Source organism: Rhizobium sp. BK456 (assembly GCF_014194045.1).
Taxonomy (GTDB): Bacteria; Pseudomonadota; Alphaproteobacteria; order Rhizobiales; family Rhizobiaceae; genus Rhizobium; species Rhizobium redzepovicii.
Genome location: NZ_JACIAO010000003.1, coordinates 629,377 through 642,249, shown reverse-complemented (window position 1 = coordinate 642,249; position 12,873 = coordinate 629,377). Strand labels below are relative to the sequence as shown.

Sequence of the window (12,873 nt, the reverse complement as noted above, 5' to 3'; positions counted from 1 at the left end):
CCGGTCGTCAAGGGTTCGGCGCTTGCTGCTCTTGAAGATTCTGACAAGAAGATCGGCGAAGACGCGATCCGCGAGCTGATGGCTGCGGTCGACGCCTACATCCCGACGCCTGAGCGTCCGATCGACCAGCCGTTCCTGATGCCGATCGAAGACGTGTTCTCGATCTCCGGCCGCGGCACGGTTGTGACCGGCCGCGTCGAGCGTGGCATTGTCAAGGTTGGCGAAGAAGTCGAGATTGTCGGTATCCGCGCAACCTCGAAGACGACGGTGACCGGCGTTGAAATGTTCCGCAAGCTGCTCGATCAGGGCCAGGCTGGCGACAACATCGGCGCCCTGGTTCGTGGTGTGAACCGTGACGGCGTCGAGCGTGGCCAGATCCTGTGCAAGCCGGGCTCTGTCAAGCCGCACAAGAAGTTCATGGCGGAAGCCTACATCCTGACGAAGGAAGAGGGTGGCCGTCATACGCCGTTCTTCACCAACTACCGTCCGCAGTTCTACTTCCGCACGACCGACGTGACCGGCATCGTGACGCTGCCGGAAGGTACCGAGATGGTCATGCCGGGCGACAACGTCACGGTTGCCGTCGAGCTGATCGTTCCGATCGCGATGGAAGAAAAGCTGCGCTTCGCGATCCGTGAAGGCGGCCGCACCGTCGGCGCCGGTATCGTCGCTTCGATCGTCGAGTAATTAGCGGCTGGGCCACCAGGCCCAAGGAAAGGATAGGGACGCCGATCTCGGTGTCCCTCTCGATCTTTGAAACCGGTGGCCCGCTAACGTAACTGAAGGTAAGTCGTGTCCCTGAATGGTGACACGCGGATAACAGACACAAGGATAAAGTCGAATGAACGGCCAGAATATCCGCATCCGCCTGAAGGCGTTCGATCACCGGATTCTCGATGCCTCCACGCGCGAGATCGTATCGACGGCTAAGCGCACCGGTGCAAGCGTCCGGGGCCCCGTTCCGCTTCCGACCCGCATCGAGAAGTTTACGGTCAACCGGTCCCCGCACATCGACAAGAAGAGCCGTGAACAGTTCGAGATGCGCACGCACAAGCGCCTTCTCGATATCGTTGACCCGACCCCGCAGACGGTAGACGCGCTGATGAAGCTCGATCTCGCCGCCGGTGTCGATGTTGAGATCAAGCTCTGAGACCTCGGGTCTTCGGGCTGAGTGAGAAGGATTGAACCGATGCGTTCAGGTGTGATTGCACAGAAGGTGGGAATGACCCGCGTCTATAACGACGCCGGTGAGCATGTCCCGGTAACGGTACTGCGTATGGACGGCTGCCAGGTCGTCGCCACGCGCACTGTCGAAAAGAATGGCTATACCGCAGTTCAGCTCGGTGCCGGCCAGGCGAAGGTGAAGAACACCTCCAAGGCGATGCGCGGCAACTTTGCCGTTGCCAACGTCGAGCCGAAGGCCAAGGTTGCTGAATTCCGCGTGTCGGAAGACCAGCTGCTTGAGATCGGCACGGAGATCAAGGCGGGTCACTTCGCAGCCGGTCAGCTCGTCGATGTGACGGGCACGACGATCGGTAAGGGTTTTGCCGGCGCCATGAAGCGCCATGGTTTCGGCGGTCTTCGCGCCACGCACGGTGTGTCGGTTTCGCACCGCTCGCACGGTTCGACCGGCTCGCGCCAGGATCCGGGCAAGGTTTTCAAGAACAAGAAGATGGCTGGTCACATGGGCCAGACGCGCGTCACGACGCAGAACCTGGAAGTGGTTTCGACCGACGAAGATCGTGGTCTGATCCTGATCAAGGGTGCTGTTCCCGGTTCCAAGGGTGCCTGGATCATCGTGCGCGACGCCGTCAAGTCGGCCGCGAAGTAAGGGAGCCAGATCAATGGAATTCAACGTCAAAACCCTCGAGGGAAAAGACGCCGGGAAGGTTTCCCTTTCGGACGCGATTTTCGGCCTCGAGCCCCGCGAAGACATTCTCGCCCGCGTCATCCGCTGGCAGCTTGCCAAGAAGCAGCAGGGCACCCACAAGGCAAAGGGCCGCGCTGAAGTTTCGCGCACCGGCGCCAAGATGTACAAGCAGAAGGGTACGGGCCGCGCTCGTCACCATTCGGCTCGCGCTCCGCAGTTCCGCGGCGGCGGCAAAGCTCACGGCCCGGTTGTCCGCAGCCACGAGCATGACCTTCCCAAGAAGGTTCGTGCACTCGGCCTGCGCCTCGCTCTTTCGGCCAAGATCAAGGCCGATGACGTCATCGTCATCGACAATCTGGTTGCCGCTGAAGCCAAGACCAAGGCTCTCGCGTCCGTATTCGAGACGCTCGGCCTGACCAACGCCCTCTTCATCGGCGGTGCAGAACTTGACGGCAACTTCAAGCTCGCAGCTCAGAACATCCCGAACATCGATGTTCTGCCGATCCAGGGCATCAACGTTTATGACATCGTGCGCCGCGGCAAGCTCGTGCTTTCCAAGGCTGCGGTTGAAGCGCTAGAGGAGCGATTCAAGTGACCGATCTTCGCCACTACGATGTGATCGTCTCTCCGGCGATCACCGAAAAGTCCACGCTGGTATCCGAAAACAACCAGGTTGTTTTCAATGTCGCCAAGCAGGCGACGAAGCCGGAAATCAAGGCTGCTGTCGAGGCGCTGTTCGGCGTCAAGGTTACGGCCGTCAACACTCTGCTGCGCAAGGGCAAGACCAAGCGGTTCCGCGGTTTCGTCGGCAAGCAGAAGGACGTGAAGAAGGCTGTTGTGACCCTGGCTGAAGGCCAGACGATCGACGTCTCCACCGGTCTCTGAGGTATAAGAAAATGGCATTGAAAACATTCAATCCGATCACCCCGAGCCAGCGCCAGCTGGTCATCGTCGACCGTTCGGCCCTCTACAAGGGCAAGCCGGTCAAGGCGCTGACGGAAGGCCTGACCAAGAGCGGCGGTCGTAACAACCTCGGTCGCATCACCGCCCGCTTCATCGGCGGCGGTCACAAGCGTACCTATCGCCTGATCGACTTCAAGCGTCGCAAGTTCGACGTCGAAGGCACGGTCGAGCGTATCGAATACGATCCGAACCGCACGGCTTTCATCGCGCTGGTCAACTATGCTGACGGCGAGAAGGCTTACATCCTCGCTCCTCAGCGTCTCGCTGCCGGTGACAAGGTCATCGCTTCCGAGAAGGCTGTCGACGTCAAGCCTGGCAATACCATGCCGCTGCAGTTCATCCCGGTCGGCTCCATCATCCACAACGTAGAAATGAAGCCGGGCAAGGGCGGTCAGATCGCTCGCTCCGCCGGTGGCTACGCACAGCTCGTCGGCCGTGACCAGGGCATGGCGATTCTTCGCCTGAACTCGGGTGAACAGCGTCTCGTGCATGGCTCCTGCCTCGCTTCGATCGGCGCCGTCTCCAACCCTGACCACGCCAACATCAACGACGGCAAGGCCGGTCGTACCGTTTGGCGCGGCAAGCGTCCGCATAACCGCGGTGTCGTCATGAACCCGGTCGACCATCCGCACGGCGGTGGTGAAGGCCGCACCTCCGGTGGTCGCCATCCGGTGACACCGTGGGGCAAGCCGACCAAGGGCAAGCGCACCCGGTCGAACAAGTCGACCGACAAGATGATCATGCGCTCGCGTCATCAGCGTAAGAAGTAAGAGAGGAAGTCTCCAATGGCTCGTTCAGTATGGAAAGGTCCGTTCGTTGACGGCTATCTTCTCAAGAAGGCTGAGAAGGTTCGTGAAGGCGGACGTGCAGAAGTGATCAAGATCTGGAGCCGTCGCTCCACGATCCTGCCGCAGTTCGTCGGTCTTACCTTCGGCGTCTACAACGGCAGCAAGCATATCCCGGTCAGCGTCAATGAAGACATGGTCGGCCACAAATTCGGTGAATTCTCTCCGACCCGCACCTACTACGGTCACGGCGCGGACAAGAAGGCGAAGAGGAAGTAACAATGGGCAAGGCAAAAGCCGAACGCCGGCTGAAGGACAACGAGGCGCAAGCAGTCGCCCGCACGCTCCGCGTCAGCCCCCAGAAGCTCAATCTGGTTGCTGCGGCCATCCGTGGCAAGAAGGTCGAGCGCGCACTCGCTGAGCTGGAGTTCTCCCGCAAGCGTATCGCAGGTGCCGTCAAGAAGACGCTCGAATCTGCGATCGCCAACGCTGAGAACAACCACGATCTCGACGTCGACGCTCTCGTCGTCGCCGAGGCCTATGTCGGCAAGTCGATCGTCATGAAGCGTTTCCACGCTCGTGGTCGCGGTCGCGCGTCGCGCATCGAAAAGCCTTTCGCGCACCTGACGATCGTCGTTCGTGAAGTGCAGGCAGTTGAGGAGGCCGCATAATGGGTCAGAAAATCAATCCAATCGGTTTCCGTCTTGGCATCAACCGTACCTGGGATAGCCGCTGGTTCGCGGACAATGCCGAGTACGGCCAGCTGCTGCACGAAGACCTGAAGATGCGCAAGTTCGTCATGAGCGAACTGAAGCAGGCCGGGATCTCCAAGGTGGTCATCGAGCGTCCGCACAAGAAGTGCCGCGTCACGATCCACTCGGCACGTCCGGGCCTGATCATCGGCCGCAAGGGCGCCGACATCGACAAGCTCCGCAAGAAGCTGTCGGATATGACCAACTCGGAAACGCACCTCAACATCGTCGAAGTGCGCAAGCCTGAAGTCGACGCAACGCTGGTCGCTCAGTCGATCGCCCAGCAGCTCGAGCGCCGCGTGGCTTTCCGCCGCGCCATGAAGCGCGCCGTTCAGTCCGCGATGCGTCTTGGCGCCGAAGGCATCAAGATCACCTGCGCCGGCCGTCTCGGCGGCGCTGAAATCGCCCGTACGGAATGGTACCGCGAAGGTCGTGTGCCGCTGCACACGCTGCGCGCCGACATCGACTACGGCACGGCTGAAGCAGAAACCGCGTTCGGCATCTGCGGCATCAAGGTCTGGATCTTCAAGGGCGAAATCCTTGAGCACGATCCGATGGCTTCCGAGCGCCGTGCGATGGAAGGTGACGCCCAGGGTCCGGCAAGCCGTGATCGTGACCGCGACAGAGACCGTCGCCGCGACAACGCTTGATAGCGCGCGTGGCAGAGAAGTTCGGAGAATAAGAAAATGTTGCAGCCAAAGCGTACCAAGTACCGCAAGCAGTTCAAGGGCCGCATCAAGGGCGTCGCCAAGGGCGGTTCTGACCTGGCATTCGGCGAATTCGGCCTGAAGGCTCAGGAACCCAACCGCGTCAACGCGCGCGAGATCGAAGCGGCCCGCCGCGCGATCACGCGTTACATGAAGCGCGCCGGCCGTGTGTGGATCCGCGTGTTCCCGGACGTTCCGGTAACCGCAAAGCCGACCGAAGTCCGCATGGGTAAGGGTAAGGGCTCCGTTGAATACTGGGCATGCAAGGTCAAGCCCGGCCGTATGATGTTCGAGATCGATGGTGTCAGCGAAGAAATCGCCCGTGAGGCGCTTCGTCTCGGCTCTGCCAAGCTCTCGGTCAAGACGCGCTTCGTTCAGCGCATTGCAGAGTAAGGGATTGAGCTCATGAAAGCCTCAGATGTTCGCGGCTTCACCGCCGACCAACTCAAGGACGAGCTTGCCAAGCTGAAGAAGGAGCAGTTCAACCTGCGCTTCCAGAAGGCGACCGGCCAGCTCGAAAAGTCCTCGCGCATCAATGAAGTCCGCAAGGACATCGCCCGCGTGAAAACCATTGCCCGCCAGAAGGCGGCAGAAGTTAAGGCCTAAAGGAAGAAAAATATGCCGAAGCGCATCCTGCAGGGCGTCGTCGTTGGCGACAAGAACGAGAAGACGGTAGTGGTTCGCGTCGAGCGTCGTTTCGCTCACCCACTGCTCCAGAAGACCGTTCGTCGTTCCAAGAAGTACAAGGCCCACGACGAAAACAACCAGTACAAGATTGGCGATACCGTATCCATCGAGGAATGCGCGCCGATCTCCAAGGACAAGCGCTGGACGGTAATTTCCGCCCAGGGCCAGTAAACAGAATTTTGTGCGAGGCCTTGCGTCTCGCCGAAATATCTGTATGAAGCAGCGTCAGAACGCTCGAATGCCGGGCGTTCTTTTGCTTTGAGCGCACGGAAGGTCCTTCGGGAAACCACCCTGGCACGATCGATCCCGCGCTATTCAGCATTGCCGCGTCTGTGCTGCCGTAACGGCAGTTCGGCCGGCGAAAATTTTCATAAGCCGGAGTAGGGGGCTAGCCCAACCATTCCGGTAAACCAAGAAGGCGACCTGATATGATTCAGATGCAAACAAACCTCGACGTCGCGGATAATTCCGGCGCACGTCGTGTCATGTGCATCAAGGTGCTGGGCGGCTCGAAGCGCAAGTATGCCTCGATCGGCGACGTCATCGTCGTTTCGATCAAGGAAGCGATCCCGCGCGGCCGCGTGAAGAAGGGTGACGTGATGAAGGCGGTTGTCGTTCGCACCGCCAAGGACATCCGTCGTCCGGATGGCTCCGTCATCCGTTTCGACACCAACGCAGCAGTCCTCATCGACAACAAGAAAGAGCCGATCGGCACCCGTATCTTCGGACCGGTTCCGCGCGAACTTCGCGCCAAGAACCACATGAAGATCATCTCGCTGGCTCCCGAAGTACTGTAAGGAGCAAAGCGATGCAGAAGATTCGTAAGGGCGACAAGGTCGTCATGCTCGCTGGCAAGGACAAGGGCCGTACCGGCGAAGTTGTCCAGGTCATGCCGAAGGAAGATCGTGCCGTTGTTCGTGGCGTCAACGTCGTCAAGCGCCACCAGCGCCAGACGCAGACCCAGGAAGCCGGCATCATCAACAAGGAAGCCTCCGTTCACCTGTCGAACGTTGCAATCGTCGACAAGGACGGCAAGCCGACCCGCGTCGGTTTCAAGGTTGTTGACGGCAAAAAGGTCCGTGTGGCCAAGCGTTCTGGAGAAGTGATCGATGGCTGAGGCAAAATACGAGCCGCGGCTCAAGAAGGAATATGTCGAGCGCATCCGCAAGGCGATGCAGGAGCAGTTCTCCTACGCCAACGAGATGATGATCCCGAAGCTCGACAAGATCGTGATCAACATGGGTGTCGGCGAAGCGACCGCTGACTCGAAGAAGCCGACGGTAGCTGCCGCCGACCTCGCAGCGATCGCCGGCCAGAAGCCGGTCATCACCCGCGCCCGCAACTCCATCGCAGGCTTCAAGGTCCGCGAACAGATGCCGATCGGCGCAAAGGTGACCCTGCGCGGCGCCCGCATGTACGAGTTCCTGGATCGCCTGGTCAACATCGCGCTTCCGCGCGTTCGCGACTTCCGCGGCCTGAACCCGAAAAGCTTTGACGGCCGTGGCAACTTCGCCATGGGCATCAAGGAGCACATTGTGTTCCCTGAGATCAACTACGACAAGGTTGATCAGATGTGGGGCATGGACATCATCGTTTGCACGACGGCGACGACCGACGACGAAGCACGGGCTCTTCTGAAAGAGTTCAGCTTCCCGTTCCGTCAATAACCGTAACGACGAGCGTAGAAAAGGAACCTGACATGGCGAAGACAAGCGCAGTTGAAAAGAACAAGCGCCGCCGTACTACGGTCGCCAACCAGGCCGCTAAGCGGGCTGCGTTGAAGGCGATCATCATGAACCAGGCTCTTCCGATCGAAGAGCGGTTCAAGGCCTCGATCAAGCTGGCATCCCTGCCGCGTGATGGATCGAAGACCCGTATTCGCAACCGTTGCGAAGTTTCGGGGCGTCCGCGCGCATATTACCGCAAACTGCGCATGTCGCGTATTGCGCTGCGTGAACTGGGCAATCTCGGCAAGGTGCCGGGCATCGTCAAGTCGAGCTGGTAAGGAGCAGGTTACATGACAATGACTGATCCGTTGGGCGATATGCTCACCCGTATCCGTAACGGCGCTTCCCGCCGCAAGTCGTCGGTTTCGACGCCTGCGTCCAAGCTCCGTGCACGTGTTCTCGATGTCCTGCAGTCGGAAGGCTACATCCGTGGCTATTCCGTTGTCGATTTCGGCAATGGCAAGTCGGAACTCAGCATCGAGCTGAAATATTATGAAGGCGCATCGGTGATCCGTGAGATCGGCCGTGTGTCCAAGCCGGGCCGCCGGGTTTATGTCTCGGTCAAGTCCATTCCGCAGGTCGCGAACGGCCTCGGCATCACCATCCTTTCGACTCCGAAGGGTGTGATGGCCGATCACCAGGCTCGCGAACAGAACGTTGGCGGCGAGGTTCTTTGCTCGGTCTTCTAAGATCGGGCAGAGATCTCCATAGCGAACAGACAGGATTGAAACATGTCTCGTATCGGTAAAAAGCCCGTTCAGGTGCCTGCTGGGATCACGGCTACGGTCGATGGCCAGAAGGTCACTGCAAAGGGCCCGAAGGGCGAGCTGTTTTTCGTTGCTAACGACGAAATCAGCCTCAAGCTCGAAAACAACGCGGTCGTCGTGACGCCCGTGAACCAGACCAAGGATGCACGTTCGAAGTGGGGCATGTCCCGCACGATGATCGAAGGCATCTTCAAGGGCGTCAAGGACGGCTTCGAGCGCAAGCTCGAAATCAACGGCGTCGGTTACCGCGCCTCCCTGCAGGGCAAGAACCTGCAGCTGGCCCTCGGCTTCAGCCACGACGTGATCTATGAGCCGCCGGTCGGCATCACGATCGCCGTTCCGAAGCCGACTGAAATTGTTGTCTCCGGCATCAATAAGCAGCAGGTCGGTCAGGTCGCCGCCGAAATCCGCGAATATCGCGGTCCCGAGCCCTACAAGGGCAAGGGCGTCAAGTACGCTGACGAGCGGATCGTCCGCAAAGAAGGCAAGAAGAAGTAAGGATCACGCGAAATGGCTAGCAGGAAAGAAGCACTTGCACGTCGTGCCAACCGCGTGCGCCGTCATCTCAAGTCGGTGGCCAACGGCCGTCCGCGCCTGTCGGTTCATCGCTCCTCGAAGAACATCTACGCTCAGGTTATCGACGATGTTGCCGGCAAGACACTTGCCGCTGCATCGACCCTCGACAAGGATCTGCGCGGTTCTCTGAAGACCGGTGCTGACACAGCAGCAGCTGCCCTCGTCGGCAAGCTCGTTGCAGAGCGCGCTTCGAAGGCGGGTGTCACCGAGGTCGTATTCGACCGTGGCGCCTTCATCTATCACGGCCGCATCAAGGCTCTCGCCGATGCAGCCCGCGAAGGCGGTCTCACCTTCTGATCAGTTTCCGGCCGGACGCTTTGGCGCCGGCCGGATTTTCGCCGGACCGCAGGCACTCTCCGGAAGGGGAGGCTGATGCGGTCCACATGTATTTGCCGATTGCACCCGGAAAAGAAAAAGGAAGAGGACAATGGCACAGGAAAGAAGGCCGCAGCGGGAAGACCGCCAGAGCCGTGAAGAGCGCGATAGCGAATTCGTCGACAAGCTTGTCGCGATCAACCGCGTCGCCAAGGTCGTCAAGGGCGGCCGTCGTTTCGGTTTCGCAGCACTCGTCGTCGTCGGCGACCAGAAGGGCCGCGTCGGCTTCGGCCATGGCAAGGCACGCGAAGTGCCGGAAGCCATTCGCAAGGCAACCGAAGCCGCCAAGCGCGAACTGATCTTCGTACCGCTGCGTGACGGCCGTACGCTGCATCACGACGTTCACGGCCGCCACGGCGCCGGCAAGGTTCTGCTGCGCTCGGCCAAGGTCGGTACCGGCATCATCGCCGGCGGTCCGATGCGCGCCGTTTTCGAAACGCTCGGCATGCACGACGTCGTCGCCAAGTCGACTGGTTCGTCGAACCCCTACAACATGGTTCGCGCCACCTTCGACGCTCTGAAGCACCAGGTTCACCCGAAGGACATCGCAGCTCAGCGCGGCATCAAGTATGCAACGCTGCAGGCTCGTCGTAGCGCCTCCGGCAACGCCTCTGAAGAATAAGAGGAGTTTGACAGATGGCCAAGGCTACCAAGAAGGCTGAAGCGAAGACTGTCACGATCGAACAGATCGGCAGCCCGATTCGCCGTCCGGATGTTCAGCAGCGCACGCTGATCGGTCTCGGACTGAACAAGATGCACCGTCGCCGCACGCTGGAGGATACTCCTTCGGTTCGTGGCATGATCCGTGCTGTCCAGCATCTCGTTCGCGTCGTCGACGAGAAGTGAGACGGAGGAAACGCTCATGAAACTCAATGAAATTAAAGACAACGAAGGTTCGACCCACAGCCGCAAGCGCCTCGGCCGCGGTATCGGCTCGGGCTCCGGCAAGACCGGTGGTCGCGGTGTGAAGGGTCAGAAGTCCCGTTCGGGCGTCGCCATCAACGGCTTCGAAGGCGGCCAGATGCCGATCTATCGTCGCCTGCCGAAGCGCGGCTTCAACAACATTTTCGCTTCCGATTTTGTTGTTGTGTCGCTGGCTCGCATCCAGGCGGCGATCGACGCCGGCAAGCTCGATGCCAAGGCGACCGTTGACGCAGCTGCCCTCAAGGCCGCCGGCGTCATCCGCCGCACCAAAGACGGCGTTCGCGTTCTCGCTGACGGCGAGCTGAAGGCCAAGATCACCATCGTCGTTGCCGGCGCCTCCAAGCCTGCCGTCGAGAAGATCGAAAAGGCCGGCGGCACCGTGACGCTGCTTTCGGCTCCGGCTGCAGCCGAATAATAATCTGATGATATATCGCCCGGGGTGCTTCACACCGGGCGATTTTGCTCCCATATGTGGGCCTCACAAAATGTTGGCTGGCGCGCCCGCGTCATGCCGGTAAGACTGAAACAAGGGTGAGGCATGGGGTTGCGCTGCAATCCGTACTGAACCCGGTTTTGAATAATTTTCATACTGATTCCGGGGCCGGCCTATCCCCCAGAGACGCCGGAATTGGTAGCGCGGAGAAACGCATGGCTTCTGCAGCGGAACAATTGGCATCCAACCTCAATTTTTCGACCTTTGCCAAAGCCGAGGATTTGAAGAAGCGCCTGTGGTTCACACTGGCAGCTCTCCTCGTTTACAGGCTCGGTACCCATATTCCGCTTCCAGGCCTCAACCCCGAAGCCTATGCCCAGGCTTTCCGCGGCCAGGCAGGTGGCATTCTCGGCCTTTTCAACATGTTTTCGGGCGGCGCCGTTCAGCGCATGGCGATCTTCGCGCTCGGCATCATGCCCTATATCTCCGCTTCGATCATAGTGCAGCTGATGACATCGGTCGTGCCGGCGCTCGAAAACCTCAAGAAAGAGGGCGAGCAGGGCCGTAAGATCATCAACCAGTATACCCGCTATGGCACGGTCATCCTCGGTGCGCTCCAGGCCTACGGCATTGCCGCCGGTCTCGAGAGCGGCCAGGGCCTCGTCGTCGATCCGGGCTTGTTCTTCCGTGTTTCCACCGTTCTGACGCTGCTCGGCGGCACGATGTTCCTGATGTGGCTCGGCGAGCAGATCACCTCGCGCGGTATCGGCAACGGCATCTCGCTGATCATCTTCGCCGGCATCGCCGCCGGTCTTCCGACAGCTCTTGCCGGCACGCTCGAGCTCGGCCGCACGGGTGCGCTGTCGACCTTCCTCATTCTGTTGGTGATCATCGTCGCGATCGGCGTCATCGGGGTCATCGTCTTCGTCGAGCGCGCGCAGCGCCGGCTGTTGATCCAGTATCCGAAGCGCCAGGTCGGCAACCGGATGTTCCAGGGCGATACCTCTCATCTGCCGCTGAAGCTCAACACCTCGGGCGTCATCCCGGCGATCTTCGCCTCGTCGCTGCTGCTGCTGCCGGCAACGCTTGCAGGCTTTGCCAACACCACTGCGATGCCCTCCTGGGCAACATCGATCGTCGCGGCCCTCGGCCATGGCCAGCCGCTCTACATGGTGCTCTATGCGGCGCTGATCGCCTTCTTCGCCTTCTTCTATACGGCCATCGTCTTCAATCCGAAGGACACGGCCGACAATCTGAAGAAGCATGGCGGCTTCATTCCCGGCATCCGCCCGGGCGAGCGCACCGCCGAATATATCGACTACGTGCTGACCCGAATCACGGTGATCGGCGCAATCTATCTCGTCTTCGTCTGCATCCTTCCGGAGATCTTGGTGTCGCAAACCGGCATTCCATTATCCCTTGGTGGGACTTCGCTTTTGATCGTGGTTAGCGTAACTCTTGATACGGTTGCACAGATCCAGGGTCACCTGATCGCGCAGCAATACGAAGGCCTGATCAAGAAATCGAAGTTGCGTGGAGGAAAGAGGGGGCGATGAGACTTATCCTTTTAGGGCCGCCGGGCGCGGGTAAGGGAACCCAGGCCCAGCGGATCGTGGAAAAGCACGGCATTCCGCAGCTTTCCACGGGGGACATGCTGCGCGCAGCGGTCAATGCCGGCACGGATGTCGGCAAGCGCGCCAAGGCGGTGATGGATGCCGGCAAACTTGTCTCGGATGAGATCGTTATCGCCATCGTCTCCGAGCGAATCGATCAACCCGATTGCGCCAACGGCTTCATTCTCGACGGTTTCCCGAGGACGCTCGTCCAGGCGGATGCCACCGAAGCGATGCTGAGGGCAAAGGGTCTGGGTCTGTCCGTCGTCATCGAATTCCGTGTCGACGATGACGAACTGGTCCGCCGTGTCGCCGGCCGCTACTCCTGCGCCCAATGCGGCAGCGTCTATCACGATACCGACAAGGTTCCGGCCGCCGAAGGCGTGTGCGACAAGTGCGGTTCCACGCACTTCAAGCGCCGTCCCGACGACAACCCGGAGACCATGACGGCTCGGCTGCAGGTCTATTACAAGGAAACCTCGCCGCTGATCGGCTATTACCATGCCAAGGGCAAACTCAGGTCCGTGGACGGCATGGCGGAAATCGATCAGGTGACGGCCGAGGTCGAAAACATTCTTTCTAAGCTTTAAGGCTTTGAAAATAAACTTGGCGGAACGGTTGCTTTTCAGCAGTGATTCCGCTAAACACCGCGCCAACTCGCGACATTCCATGCGATCGGCGCGGATTTCCCAGG

The 12,873-nt window shown here is 59.9% G+C and carries 24 protein-coding genes; all 24 read left to right on the top strand.

The features are described from left to right. Window positions 1-687 (top strand): EF-Tu/IF-2/RF-3 family GTPase (locus FHX03_RS12895; RefSeq protein ID WP_246699231.1); only part of this gene is annotated, 687 nt, incomplete at its 5' end. A gap of 154 nt (window positions 688-841) precedes the next feature. After that, window positions 842-1,150, top strand: coding sequence for a 30S ribosomal protein S10 (rpsJ, locus tag FHX03_RS12890; protein WP_003547547.1), 309 nt, complete (start codon window positions 842-844; stop codon window positions 1,148-1,150). Between the two features lie 39 nt (window positions 1,151-1,189). Next, on the top strand, window positions 1,190-1,831 hold the full coding sequence (gene rplC / locus FHX03_RS12885) for a 50S ribosomal protein L3 (protein WP_003587198.1): 642 nt from the start codon (window positions 1,190-1,192) through the stop codon (window positions 1,829-1,831). 13 nt (window positions 1,832-1,844) lie between these two features. Then, on the top strand, window positions 1,845-2,465 hold the full coding sequence (gene rplD, locus FHX03_RS12880; RefSeq protein ID WP_003587197.1) for a 50S ribosomal protein L4: 621 nt from the start codon (window positions 1,845-1,847) through the stop codon (window positions 2,463-2,465). Next, window positions 2,462-2,755 carry a 50S ribosomal protein L23 gene (locus FHX03_RS12875; RefSeq protein ID WP_003547550.1) on the top strand — a complete coding sequence of 98 codons (294 nt, stop codon included), beginning with the start codon at window positions 2,462-2,464 and terminating at the stop codon, window positions 2,753-2,755. Before rplD ends, FHX03_RS12875 begins: the two co-directional genes overlap by 4 nt. An 11-nt stretch (window positions 2,756-2,766) precedes the next feature. Further along, on the top strand, window positions 2,767-3,603 hold the full coding sequence (gene rplB / locus FHX03_RS12870) for a 50S ribosomal protein L2 (protein ID WP_003547551.1): 837 nt from the start codon (window positions 2,767-2,769) through the stop codon (window positions 3,601-3,603). A 15-nt stretch (window positions 3,604-3,618) separates the two neighbouring features. After that, a complete protein-coding gene (rpsS, locus tag FHX03_RS12865; RefSeq protein WP_003573797.1) occupies window positions 3,619-3,897 on the top strand; it encodes a 30S ribosomal protein S19 in 279 nt (92 codons plus the stop codon). 2 nt (window positions 3,898-3,899) lie between these two features. Next, window positions 3,900-4,289: a 50S ribosomal protein L22 gene (gene rplV / locus FHX03_RS12860; RefSeq protein ID WP_003573794.1), complete on the top strand. Its 390-nt coding sequence runs from the start codon at window positions 3,900-3,902 to the stop codon at window positions 4,287-4,289. Then, complete coding sequence (rpsC, locus tag FHX03_RS12855) at window positions 4,289-5,020, top strand: 30S ribosomal protein S3 (protein WP_003587196.1); 732 nt, start codon at window positions 4,289-4,291, stop codon at window positions 5,018-5,020. Before rplV ends, rpsC begins: the two co-directional genes overlap by 1 nt. Before the next feature lie 36 nt (window positions 5,021-5,056). Next, window positions 5,057-5,470, top strand: a complete 414-nt coding sequence (gene rplP / locus FHX03_RS12850) for a 50S ribosomal protein L16 (RefSeq protein WP_003573792.1) — start codon at window positions 5,057-5,059, stop codon at window positions 5,468-5,470. A 12-nt stretch (window positions 5,471-5,482) separates the two neighbouring features. Further along, on the top strand, window positions 5,483-5,683 hold the full coding sequence (gene rpmC / locus FHX03_RS12845) for a 50S ribosomal protein L29 (RefSeq protein ID WP_003547556.1): 201 nt from the start codon (window positions 5,483-5,485) through the stop codon (window positions 5,681-5,683). A 12-nt stretch (window positions 5,684-5,695) separates the two neighbouring features. Then, window positions 5,696-5,935 carry a 30S ribosomal protein S17 gene (gene rpsQ, locus FHX03_RS12840; RefSeq protein ID WP_003573791.1) on the top strand — a complete coding sequence of 80 codons (240 nt, stop codon included), beginning with the start codon at window positions 5,696-5,698 and terminating at the stop codon, window positions 5,933-5,935. 257 nt (window positions 5,936-6,192) lie between these two features. After that, entirely contained in the window at window positions 6,193-6,561 is a 369-nt protein-coding gene (gene rplN, locus FHX03_RS12835) for a 50S ribosomal protein L14 (protein ID WP_003573790.1), read from the top strand. A gap of 11 nt (window positions 6,562-6,572) precedes the next feature. Then, entirely contained in the window at window positions 6,573-6,881 is a 309-nt protein-coding gene (gene rplX, locus FHX03_RS12830; RefSeq protein WP_003587195.1) for a 50S ribosomal protein L24, read from the top strand. After that, window positions 6,874-7,431 carry a 50S ribosomal protein L5 gene (gene rplE / locus FHX03_RS12825; RefSeq protein ID WP_003573788.1) on the top strand — a complete coding sequence of 186 codons (558 nt, stop codon included), beginning with the start codon at window positions 6,874-6,876 and terminating at the stop codon, window positions 7,429-7,431. The genes rplX and rplE overlap by 8 nt, the downstream gene beginning before the upstream one ends. Window positions 7,432-7,463: 32 nt before the next feature. After that, on the top strand, window positions 7,464-7,769 hold the full coding sequence (rpsN, locus tag FHX03_RS12820; RefSeq protein ID WP_003573787.1) for a 30S ribosomal protein S14: 306 nt from the start codon (window positions 7,464-7,466) through the stop codon (window positions 7,767-7,769). A 12-nt stretch (window positions 7,770-7,781) separates the two neighbouring features. Then, on the top strand, window positions 7,782-8,180 hold the full coding sequence (gene rpsH, locus FHX03_RS12815; RefSeq protein WP_003547562.1) for a 30S ribosomal protein S8: 399 nt from the start codon (window positions 7,782-7,784) through the stop codon (window positions 8,178-8,180). 42 nt (window positions 8,181-8,222) lie between these two features. Then, entirely contained in the window at window positions 8,223-8,756 is a 534-nt protein-coding gene (gene rplF, locus FHX03_RS12810) for a 50S ribosomal protein L6 (protein WP_003578670.1), read from the top strand. A gap of 12 nt (window positions 8,757-8,768) precedes the next feature. Next, entirely contained in the window at window positions 8,769-9,131 is a 363-nt protein-coding gene (gene rplR, locus FHX03_RS12805; protein WP_003573785.1) for a 50S ribosomal protein L18, read from the top strand. A gap of 130 nt (window positions 9,132-9,261) precedes the next feature. Next, a complete protein-coding gene (rpsE, locus tag FHX03_RS12800) occupies window positions 9,262-9,831 on the top strand; it encodes a 30S ribosomal protein S5 (protein ID WP_003573784.1) in 570 nt (189 codons plus the stop codon). Window positions 9,832-9,845: 14 nt separating this feature from the next. Continuing rightward, window positions 9,846-10,055 carry a 50S ribosomal protein L30 gene (rpmD, locus tag FHX03_RS12795; RefSeq protein WP_003547566.1) on the top strand — a complete coding sequence of 70 codons (210 nt, stop codon included), beginning with the start codon at window positions 9,846-9,848 and terminating at the stop codon, window positions 10,053-10,055. Window positions 10,056-10,071: 16 nt separating this feature from the next. Further along, window positions 10,072-10,548 (top strand): 50S ribosomal protein L15, encoded by a 477-nt coding sequence (rplO, locus tag FHX03_RS12790; protein ID WP_012557366.1) that lies wholly within the window; start codon window positions 10,072-10,074, stop codon window positions 10,546-10,548. Between the two features lie 233 nt (window positions 10,549-10,781). Then, window positions 10,782-12,122, top strand: a complete 1,341-nt coding sequence (gene secY, locus FHX03_RS12785; protein ID WP_012557367.1) for a preprotein translocase subunit SecY — start codon at window positions 10,782-10,784, stop codon at window positions 12,120-12,122. After that, the gene (locus FHX03_RS12780; RefSeq protein ID WP_003587191.1) at window positions 12,119-12,769 is read left to right on the top strand and encodes an adenylate kinase; all 651 of its coding nucleotides are present in this window, start codon (window positions 12,119-12,121) and stop codon (window positions 12,767-12,769) included. The genes secY and FHX03_RS12780 overlap by 4 nt, the downstream gene beginning before the upstream one ends. Window positions 12,770-12,873: the final 104 nt, after the last annotated feature.

Bases quoted from the DNA above. Each gene is read 5' to 3' on its own strand.
- rpsS (WP_003573797.1), top strand. From the start codon at position 3,619: ATGGCTCGTTCAGTATGGAAAGGTCCGTTCGTTGACGGCTATCTTCTC.
- rplX (WP_003587195.1), top strand. From the start codon at position 6,573: ATGCAGAAGATTCGTAAGGGCGACAAGGTCGTCATGCTCGCTGGCAAG.
- rplP (WP_003573792.1), top strand. From the start codon at position 5,057: ATGTTGCAGCCAAAGCGTACCAAGTACCGCAAGCAGTTCAAGGGCCGC.
- rplC (WP_003587198.1), top strand. From the start codon at position 1,190: ATGCGTTCAGGTGTGATTGCACAGAAGGTGGGAATGACCCGCGTCTAT.
- rpsH (WP_003547562.1), top strand. From the start codon at position 7,782: ATGACAATGACTGATCCGTTGGGCGATATGCTCACCCGTATCCGTAAC.
- rplV (WP_003573794.1), top strand. From the start codon at position 3,900: ATGGGCAAGGCAAAAGCCGAACGCCGGCTGAAGGACAACGAGGCGCAA.
- rpsJ (WP_003547547.1), top strand. From the start codon at position 842: ATGAACGGCCAGAATATCCGCATCCGCCTGAAGGCGTTCGATCACCGG.
- rpsQ (WP_003573791.1), top strand. From the start codon at position 5,696: ATGCCGAAGCGCATCCTGCAGGGCGTCGTCGTTGGCGACAAGAACGAG.
- rplF (WP_003578670.1), top strand. From the start codon at position 8,223: ATGTCTCGTATCGGTAAAAAGCCCGTTCAGGTGCCTGCTGGGATCACG.
- rpsN (WP_003573787.1), top strand. From the start codon at position 7,464: ATGGCGAAGACAAGCGCAGTTGAAAAGAACAAGCGCCGCCGTACTACG.
- FHX03_RS12780 (WP_003587191.1), top strand. From the start codon at position 12,119: ATGAGACTTATCCTTTTAGGGCCGCCGGGCGCGGGTAAGGGAACCCAG.
- rplB (WP_003547551.1), top strand. From the start codon at position 2,767: ATGGCATTGAAAACATTCAATCCGATCACCCCGAGCCAGCGCCAGCTG.
- rplN (WP_003573790.1), top strand. From the start codon at position 6,193: ATGATTCAGATGCAAACAAACCTCGACGTCGCGGATAATTCCGGCGCA.
- rplD (WP_003587197.1), top strand. From the start codon at position 1,845: ATGGAATTCAACGTCAAAACCCTCGAGGGAAAAGACGCCGGGAAGGTT.
- secY (WP_012557367.1), top strand. From the start codon at position 10,782: ATGGCTTCTGCAGCGGAACAATTGGCATCCAACCTCAATTTTTCGACC.
- rpsC (WP_003587196.1), top strand. From the start codon at position 4,289: ATGGGTCAGAAAATCAATCCAATCGGTTTCCGTCTTGGCATCAACCGT.
- rplE (WP_003573788.1), top strand. From the start codon at position 6,874: ATGGCTGAGGCAAAATACGAGCCGCGGCTCAAGAAGGAATATGTCGAG.
- rpmC (WP_003547556.1), top strand. From the start codon at position 5,483: ATGAAAGCCTCAGATGTTCGCGGCTTCACCGCCGACCAACTCAAGGAC.
- rpmD (WP_003547566.1), top strand. From the start codon at position 9,846: ATGGCCAAGGCTACCAAGAAGGCTGAAGCGAAGACTGTCACGATCGAA.
- rplR (WP_003573785.1), top strand. From the start codon at position 8,769: ATGGCTAGCAGGAAAGAAGCACTTGCACGTCGTGCCAACCGCGTGCGC.
- rplO (WP_012557366.1), top strand. From the start codon at position 10,072: ATGAAACTCAATGAAATTAAAGACAACGAAGGTTCGACCCACAGCCGC.
- rpsE (WP_003573784.1), top strand. From the start codon at position 9,262: ATGGCACAGGAAAGAAGGCCGCAGCGGGAAGACCGCCAGAGCCGTGAA.